Genomic DNA, 6,630 nt, shown 5'->3' on the forward strand with positions numbered 1-6,630 from the left:
ACCGTCGAGCTCACCGCAGCCGTCGCCTTCCTGGTCTGCGAAGAGATCTGCGTGCCGGAGGACGCGGTCCTCGGGATCCGGCTCCCGATCGCCGCGGCGCCTGCCGGACCGCACCCGCAGTTCGGCGAGGCGGTCGCCGCCGCGCTGCAGGCCGCGCCCAAGGCCGTCCCGCTCACCGCCGCCTTCGCCCGCGAGGGCGAGACGCTGAAGCTGGCCGTGGCTGGCGGGCCGGTGAAGGGCGCAGACTTCGCAGACGCCTACTTCTTCCCCTTCGACGGCGCGGCCATCGACCACGCCAAGCCGCAGGCCGTCGAGCGCGGCCCCGAGGGGCTGACCCTCACCCTCACCCCTGGCTACGGCTTCCAGTCGCCTACCCCGCCGGCCGAGCTCGCCGGCGTCCTGAGCCTCGCCGACGGCCGCGCCTTCGAGATCGGCGCCCAGGCGGGGCCGGCCCCCGCCGGCGCCGCGGGCCTCGGCCCGCCGCCGGCGCGCGCGCCGCCCAGCGGCGGCGGCGGGGCTGGGCTTGGCCTGCCGCTCGCCATCGGCTTCGCGCTGCTGGGCGGGCTGATCCTCAACCTGATGCCCTGCGTCTTCCCGATCCTCGCGATGAAGGCCGCCGGGCTGGCCGGCCATGCGCACGAGCGCAAGGAGGCCCAGCGCCATGGTCTGGCCTTCCTCGCCGGCGTGCTGGCGACCTTCCTGGCGCTCGCCGGCCTGCTGATCGCGCTGAAGGCGGCGGGCGCGGCGGCCGGCTGGGGCTTCCAGCTGCAGTCGCCGCCGGTCGTCGCCGCCCTGGCCCTGCTGATGCTGGCGGTGGCCCTGAACCTCTCCGGCGTCTTCGAGGTCGGCAGTTCGCTGCAGGGGACGGGCGCGGGCCTGGCCTCCCGCAAGGGGCTGGCCGGCGCCTTCTTCACCGGCGCGCTCGCCGTGGTCGTGGCCGCGCCATGCACGGCGCCGTTCATGGCCCCGGCGCTCGGCTGGGCCCTGACCCAAAGCGCCGCGGCGGCCCTGGTGGTGTTCTCCGCCCTCGGCCTCGGCTTTGCGCTGCCGTTCGTGCTGGTGGCCTTCGTGCCCGGCGTGCTGGCCAGGCTGCCGAAGCCTGGGCCCTGGATGGCCGGCTTCCGCAAGCTGTTGGCGTTTCCGATGTACGGGGCGGCCGCCTGGCTCGCCTGGGTGCTGACGGTGCAGGCCGGCGACATAGCGCTGGCCCGCCTGTTCGCCGCCGCCGTCGTCGTCGCGCTGGCCGCCTGGCTGGCCGGGATCGCCCAGCACCGCCAGGCGCAAGGTCGCGGGCCGCTGCTCCCCGGCGCCGGGGCGGGCGTGCTGGCCGCCGCCGCGCTCGTCGCGGTCGTCTGGCCCGGCTACCAGCCCGCGACCGCCGTCGCCGCGGAGGCCGCCGCCGACATCCCCTACGAGGCCTACAGCCCCGAGCGGCTGGCCGCCGCGCGCGCCGAGGGCCGGCCGGTGTTCGTCAACTTCACCGCCGCCTGGTGCATCACCTGCAAGGTCAACGAGCGCACGGCGCTGACCAGCGCCGAGGTCGCCGACGCCTTCCAGCGGACGGGAACGGTCTATCTGAAGGCCGACTGGACCTTGAAGGACGACGTCATCGCCGCCGAGCTCGCCCGTCATGGCCGCGCGGGCGTGCCCCTCTATCTGGTCTATGGAAAAGGCTCGGCGGACGGCGTTATCCTGCCGCAGATCCTGACCGGCCGGACAGTGGTCCAGGCCCTGGAGGCCGCCGCCGCCGGCTAGGGTCGCTGAAACGTACTGGAGCCGAGCCGATGACCCGCCTGACCCGCCGCCTCGTCCTCGCCGCCTCGGTGCTGGCGATCGCCGCCCCCGCCGCCGCCGCGCCGACAGTCGGCCAGCCCGCGCCCAACTTTCAGGCCGTCGACGCCGACGGCCGCACCCGCTCCCTGTCCGAATTCAAGGGCAAGACCGTCGTGCTCGAGTGGCACAACGGCGGCTGTCCCTATGTGAAGAAGCACTATGGCGCGGGGGCCATGCAGAGCCTGCAGAAGCAGGCCACCGCCGACGGGGCGGTCTGGTTGACCCTGATCTCCTCCGCACCCGGAACCCAGGGTTATCTCGCGCCTGCCGAGGCCAAGGGCTGGAAGGCCTCGAACAAGGCAGCCGCCACCGCCCTGCTGCTCGATCCCGAGGGCGAGGTCGGCAAGGCCTACGACGCCCGCACCACCCCGCACATGTACGTCGTCGATAAGGCCGGGCGCCTGGCCTACATGGGCGGCATCGACGACCGGCCCTCCGCCGACCCCGCCAGCCTGAAGGGCGCCAAGAACTACGTCAGCGCCGCCCTCGCCGACCTCAGGGCCGGCCGCAAGGTCGCTACGCCGGTGAGCAAGCCGTACGGGTGCAGCGTCAAGTACAAGGGGTAGGCGCGCCTTCCCTCCCCTTCATGGGGAGCGTCGAGTCGGCGCAGCCGACCGGGGTGGGGGAGTCTAGAGCGCGCTCGGCGCTGGATGGCGACCGCTGTGCAGGCCCGTTACCTCCCCACCCATCCCGTCGCTGCGCTCCGGGCCACCCTCCCCATGAAGGGGAGGGACGGGCGCGGTGATGACCTCGACGTTGTCGTTGAGCAGGTAGGCCATGTCGCGCAGGGCCAGGTCCCGGGCCTTGGGGTCGGGGGCCTTCGCCAGCTCGGAGAGCTTGACCGGCAGGTCCTCGGCGATGCCGCGCAGGATGCACTTCAGGTCCCCGTCGATCCCACGGTCGCGGAGCGCGACGTGACCCTTCATGTCGAGGGCGGCGAGCTCGCCGATGCGGGCCGCGAAGTCCCCCGCGGGCGCGGCGCCCGCCGCGCGGTAGCCGTCGACCTCGGTCTTCAGCGCCCGAGCGCGCGAGACGATCTCCGCGAACAGCGGCTCCTGCGCCACCGCGGCCGGCGGGGCGTTGGCCGCAGCGGGCGCGGGGCCGGCGGCCAGCCACAGCAGGGCGGCGGCGGCGACAGCTTCGCAGGACATGGGATCCCCTCCGGAACCGAGACAGCAGTAGAGCTTTCCTGTAACCGCCGCATGGTAAACGCCGCGCTTACGATTTGACGGGGAGGGGAGTTTGGGAGCGTCCGCCAAGGCCTGGGCCGCCTTCGAAGCCGCCGCCCGGGCCGCCGAGGGCCGCCGCATCGCCGCCCTGTTCGACGCCGAGCCCGAGCGCCTGACGAGGCTCACCCTCGAGGCCGCCGGGCTCCACCTGGACCTGTCCAAGCAGCCCTGGTCGGTGGCCGACCTGCAGATCGCGCTCGAGCTGGCCCGCGACGCGGGCGTCGAGACGGCGCGGGACGCCCAGCTTGCCGGCGAGCCCATCAACCGCTCCGAAGGGCGCGCCGCCCTGCACGCCGCCCTGCGCGCGCCCGCGGGCGCCGCCTTCACCGCCGACGGCCAGCCGGTGTCGGCCGAGGTAGAGGCCACCCGCGCCGCGATGCGCGCCTTCGCTGAAGCGGTGCGGAGCGGAGCGCAGACTGGCGCGACGGGGAAGCCGTTCCGCGCAATCGTCCACATCGGCATCGGCGGCTCGGATCTCGGCCCACGGCTGGTGTGGGAGGCGCTACGGCCGCTCTCGGCTCCCATCGAGCTGCGCTTCGCCGCCAATGTGGACCCGGCCGAACTGGCCTTCGCACTGGACGGCCTCGATCCCGCTGAGACGCTGGTGGTGGCCGTGTCCAAGACCTTCACCACCCAGGAGACCCTGGCCAACGCCGAGACGGCGCGCGCCTGGCTGCGCGACGCCCTTGGCCCCGCCGCCGACGCTCATCTGATCGCGGTCACCGCCGCCCCCGACAAGGCCCGCGCCTTCGGCGTGCCGGAGGGCCAGGTGTTCGGCTTCTGGGACTGGGTCGGGGGCCGCTACTCGGTCTGGTCGGCGGTGAGCCTGTCCTGCGCCATTGCGCTCGGCTTCGACGTGTTCGAGGCGGTGCTGGCGGGCGGAGCGGCGATGGACGCCCACTTCCGCCAGGCGCCGCTGGAGGTCAACGCCCCCGTGCTGCTGGCCCTGGCCCACGTCTTCAACCGCAACGGCCTTGGCCGGCCGATGCGGGCGGTGATCCCCTACGCCCACCGGCTGCGCCTGCTGCCCTCCTGGCTGCAGCAGCTGGAGATGGAGTCCAACGGCAAGCGGGTGGACGCTCAGGGGCGACCGGTCGCCCGGGCCACCGCCGCCAGCGTGTTCGGCGAGGTCGGCTCCACCAGCCAGCACGCCTTCTTCCAGCTGCTGCACCAGGGGACCGACGTAATCCCGCTGGACATCCTGGCCGTACGCCGGGCTCGCGAGGGCGACCCTGAAGCCCAGAAGAAGCTGCTCGCCAACGCCGTCGCCCAGGCCGAGGCCCTGATGATCGGCCGCAGCGAGGCCGACGTCCGGGCCGAGCTGGAGGGCTCCGGCGCGCCCGCCGACCAAATCGACGAGCTCGCGCCGCAGCGCACCTTCCCTGGCGACCGGCCCTCCAGCTTCATCCTCATGGACGCTGTGACGCCGGAAGCGCTCGGCGCGCTCCTCGCCCTCTACGAGCACAAGACCTTCGTCGAGGGCGTGCTGTGGGGGATCAACAGCTTCGACCAGTGGGGCGTCGAGCTGGGGAAGACACTGGCGAACCGAGTGCTCGCCGATCTTGCCGGCGGCGCGGGGGCGCACGATCCCTCGACGGCGGCGCTGATCGGCAAGGTGCGGGGCTAGGCTTCCTCGCCTCGTGCAAGGGAGGAAGCTTGCGGCCAAGGTCGAGATGTCATCCGATGGGCGCATGACCGCCGCCGCCGCACCCGACGCCCCCCGCTCCGGCCTCGGCAAGGTGGTGATGGCGAGCCTGATCGGCACCACCATCGAGTGGTACGACTTCTTCCTCTACGGGACGGCGGCGGCGCTGGTCTTCAACAAGCTGTTCTTCCCGTCGGCCGACCCGCTGACGGGGGCGATGCTGGCGTTCGCGAGCTACGCCCTCGGGTTCGTCGCCCGACCGCTGGGCGGGATCGTGTTCGGCCACTTCGGCGATCGCATCGGGCGCAAGAAGCTCTTGATGCTCAGCCTTGTGCTGATGGGCGGGGCGACCTTCCTGATCGGGCTGCTGCCCACCTACGGCCAGGTGGGGCTGCTCGCGCCGGTGCTGCTGACGCTGCTGCGGCTCGTGCAGGGCTTCGCCGTCGGCGGCGAGTGGGGCGGGGCGGTGCTGATGGCCGCCGAGTACGGCGACGCGAAGCGGCGAGGCCTGTGGGCCGGCTTCCCGCAGGCGGGCGTGGCGGCCGGCAACCTGCTGGCCGCGGGGGTCCTGGCCCTGCTCGCGGCCGTGCAGAGCGACGAGGACTTCCTGGCCTGGGGCTGGCGCATCCCCTTTCTGCTGTCGGCGGTGCTGATCGCGGTCGGCTGGTGGGTGCGGGTCTCACTGGAGGAATCGCCGGTGTTCGCCAAGGCCGCCGAGGGGGGCGCCCACCGCGCGCCGGTCATCGAGGCGATCCGGCAGCGGCCGGGCGGCGTGGCCGTCGGCGCGGGCCTTCGGGTGGGCGAGAACATCTCCTACTACGTGATCACCGCCTTCTCGATCACCTACATCGTGGACGTGGTCGGCCTTACGCGAAGCGTCGCGCTGAACGCCCTGCTGATCGGCGCGGCGGCCGAGTGCCTTACCCTGCCGCTGTTCGCCTGGCTGTCGGACCGCATCGGCCGCCGGCCGGTCTACGCCGTGGGGGCCGGCGGCATGGCTCTGTTCGGCTTCGCCTTCTTCCCCCTGCTGGAGACCGGCACGGCGCAGGCGGTGGGCGCGGCGATGGCCATGGGCCTGATCCTGCACGGCGCCATGTACGGCCCCCAGGCGGCCTTCATCGCCGAGCTGTTCCCGACCCGGATCCGCTACTCGGGCGCATCGCTGGCCTATCAGGTGACCTCGATCGTCGCCGGCTCCCTCGCGCCGATCATCGCCATCGCCCTCTTCCGACAGAGCGGCTCGGCCACGCCGGTGGCGGTCTACATGCTGATCGCCTGCCTGATCAGCCTGGCCGCCGCCCTGATCGCGCGGGAGACCAAGGGGCAGAGCTTCGAAGAGATCGATGCGCGCCTGTCGCGCTAGCTTCGGCGGCGCGGCGGATAAGCAAAAGCCCCGGACCTTGCGATCCGGGGCTCTCGAACTCTCAGGTCCTGTCGATCGTCAGGCGATGGTCGGCGGGCTCGCCGTCCCCCCGGTCAGCGAGACCGGCGGCGGGCCGTAACGGTTGTCGGCTTGGTCGCCGTTGGTGAGGCCGACCCACAGCAGGAAGCCGACCCACACGGCGAAGCCCAGCAGGGCCAGCGCGAAAATCAGCCCCATGCCCGCCATGGCCGAACCGGCGGCGGCGGCCTCGTTTCCGGCGAAGCCTGCGCCCATGAAGGCCATGCCCCCGGTCACCCCCATTACGATCATGAGCACGACCGTGATGCCCACCGGCGCTAGGTAGAGCCATCCGGTCTTGCCGAAGTCATGCAGGCGCTTCGAGAAGACGCACACCGTCGGATAGATCAGTACGAGGCTGATGATCTGGCCGAGCACCGGGATCATACCGGCGACGAACCCGATGCCGAACAGGATCGCAAAGCCGATCCAGAAATCGCGCTTGCCGATCCGGCCGTCGGCCGTGAGGAAAAGTGTCTTCC

6 protein-coding genes are annotated in these 6,630 nt (G+C 72.6%); 4 read left to right on the top strand and 2 right to left on the bottom strand.

What is annotated here, in order from left to right:
• Together VHK87_RS13450 and VHK87_RS13455 are read left to right on the top strand one after the other, a co-directional pair.
• Positions 1 to 1,755, top strand: a 1,755-nt coding sequence (locus VHK87_RS13450) for a protein-disulfide reductase DsbD family protein (RefSeq protein WP_329635404.1), incomplete at its 5' end; no start/stop codon positions are given.
• Between the two features lie 29 nt (positions 1,756 to 1,784).
• Positions 1,785 to 2,399, top strand: coding sequence for a thioredoxin family protein (locus VHK87_RS13455; RefSeq protein WP_329635405.1), 615 nt, complete (start codon positions 1,785 to 1,787; stop codon positions 2,397 to 2,399).
• A 63-nt stretch (positions 2,400 to 2,462) separates the two neighbouring features.
• Here VHK87_RS13455 and VHK87_RS13460 read toward each other — a convergent pair whose 3' ends face one another.
• A complete protein-coding gene (locus VHK87_RS13460; RefSeq protein WP_329635406.1) occupies positions 2,463 to 2,984 on the bottom strand; it encodes a hypothetical protein in 522 nt (173 codons plus the stop codon).
• A gap of 91 nt (positions 2,985 to 3,075) precedes the next feature.
• Here VHK87_RS13460 and pgi point away from each other — a divergent pair, with 91 nt between their 5' ends.
• Positions 3,076 to 4,689: a glucose-6-phosphate isomerase gene (gene pgi, locus VHK87_RS13465; RefSeq protein ID WP_329635407.1), complete on the top strand. Its 1,614-nt coding sequence runs from the start codon at positions 3,076 to 3,078 to the stop codon at positions 4,687 to 4,689.
• Positions 4,690 to 4,753: 64 nt separating this feature from the next.
• A complete protein-coding gene (locus VHK87_RS13470) occupies positions 4,754 to 6,070 on the top strand; it encodes an MFS transporter (RefSeq protein ID WP_329635408.1) in 1,317 nt (438 codons plus the stop codon).
• A gap of 78 nt (positions 6,071 to 6,148) precedes the next feature.
• Here the strand turns inward: VHK87_RS13470 and VHK87_RS13475 are convergent.
• Positions 6,149 to 6,630: DUF805 domain-containing protein (locus VHK87_RS13475; protein WP_329635409.1), on the bottom strand; the 482-nt coding region annotated here is incomplete at its 5' end.

Source organism: Phenylobacterium sp., from assembly GCF_036263695.1.
Classification (GTDB): domain Bacteria; phylum Pseudomonadota; class Alphaproteobacteria; order Caulobacterales; family Caulobacteraceae; genus Phenylobacterium.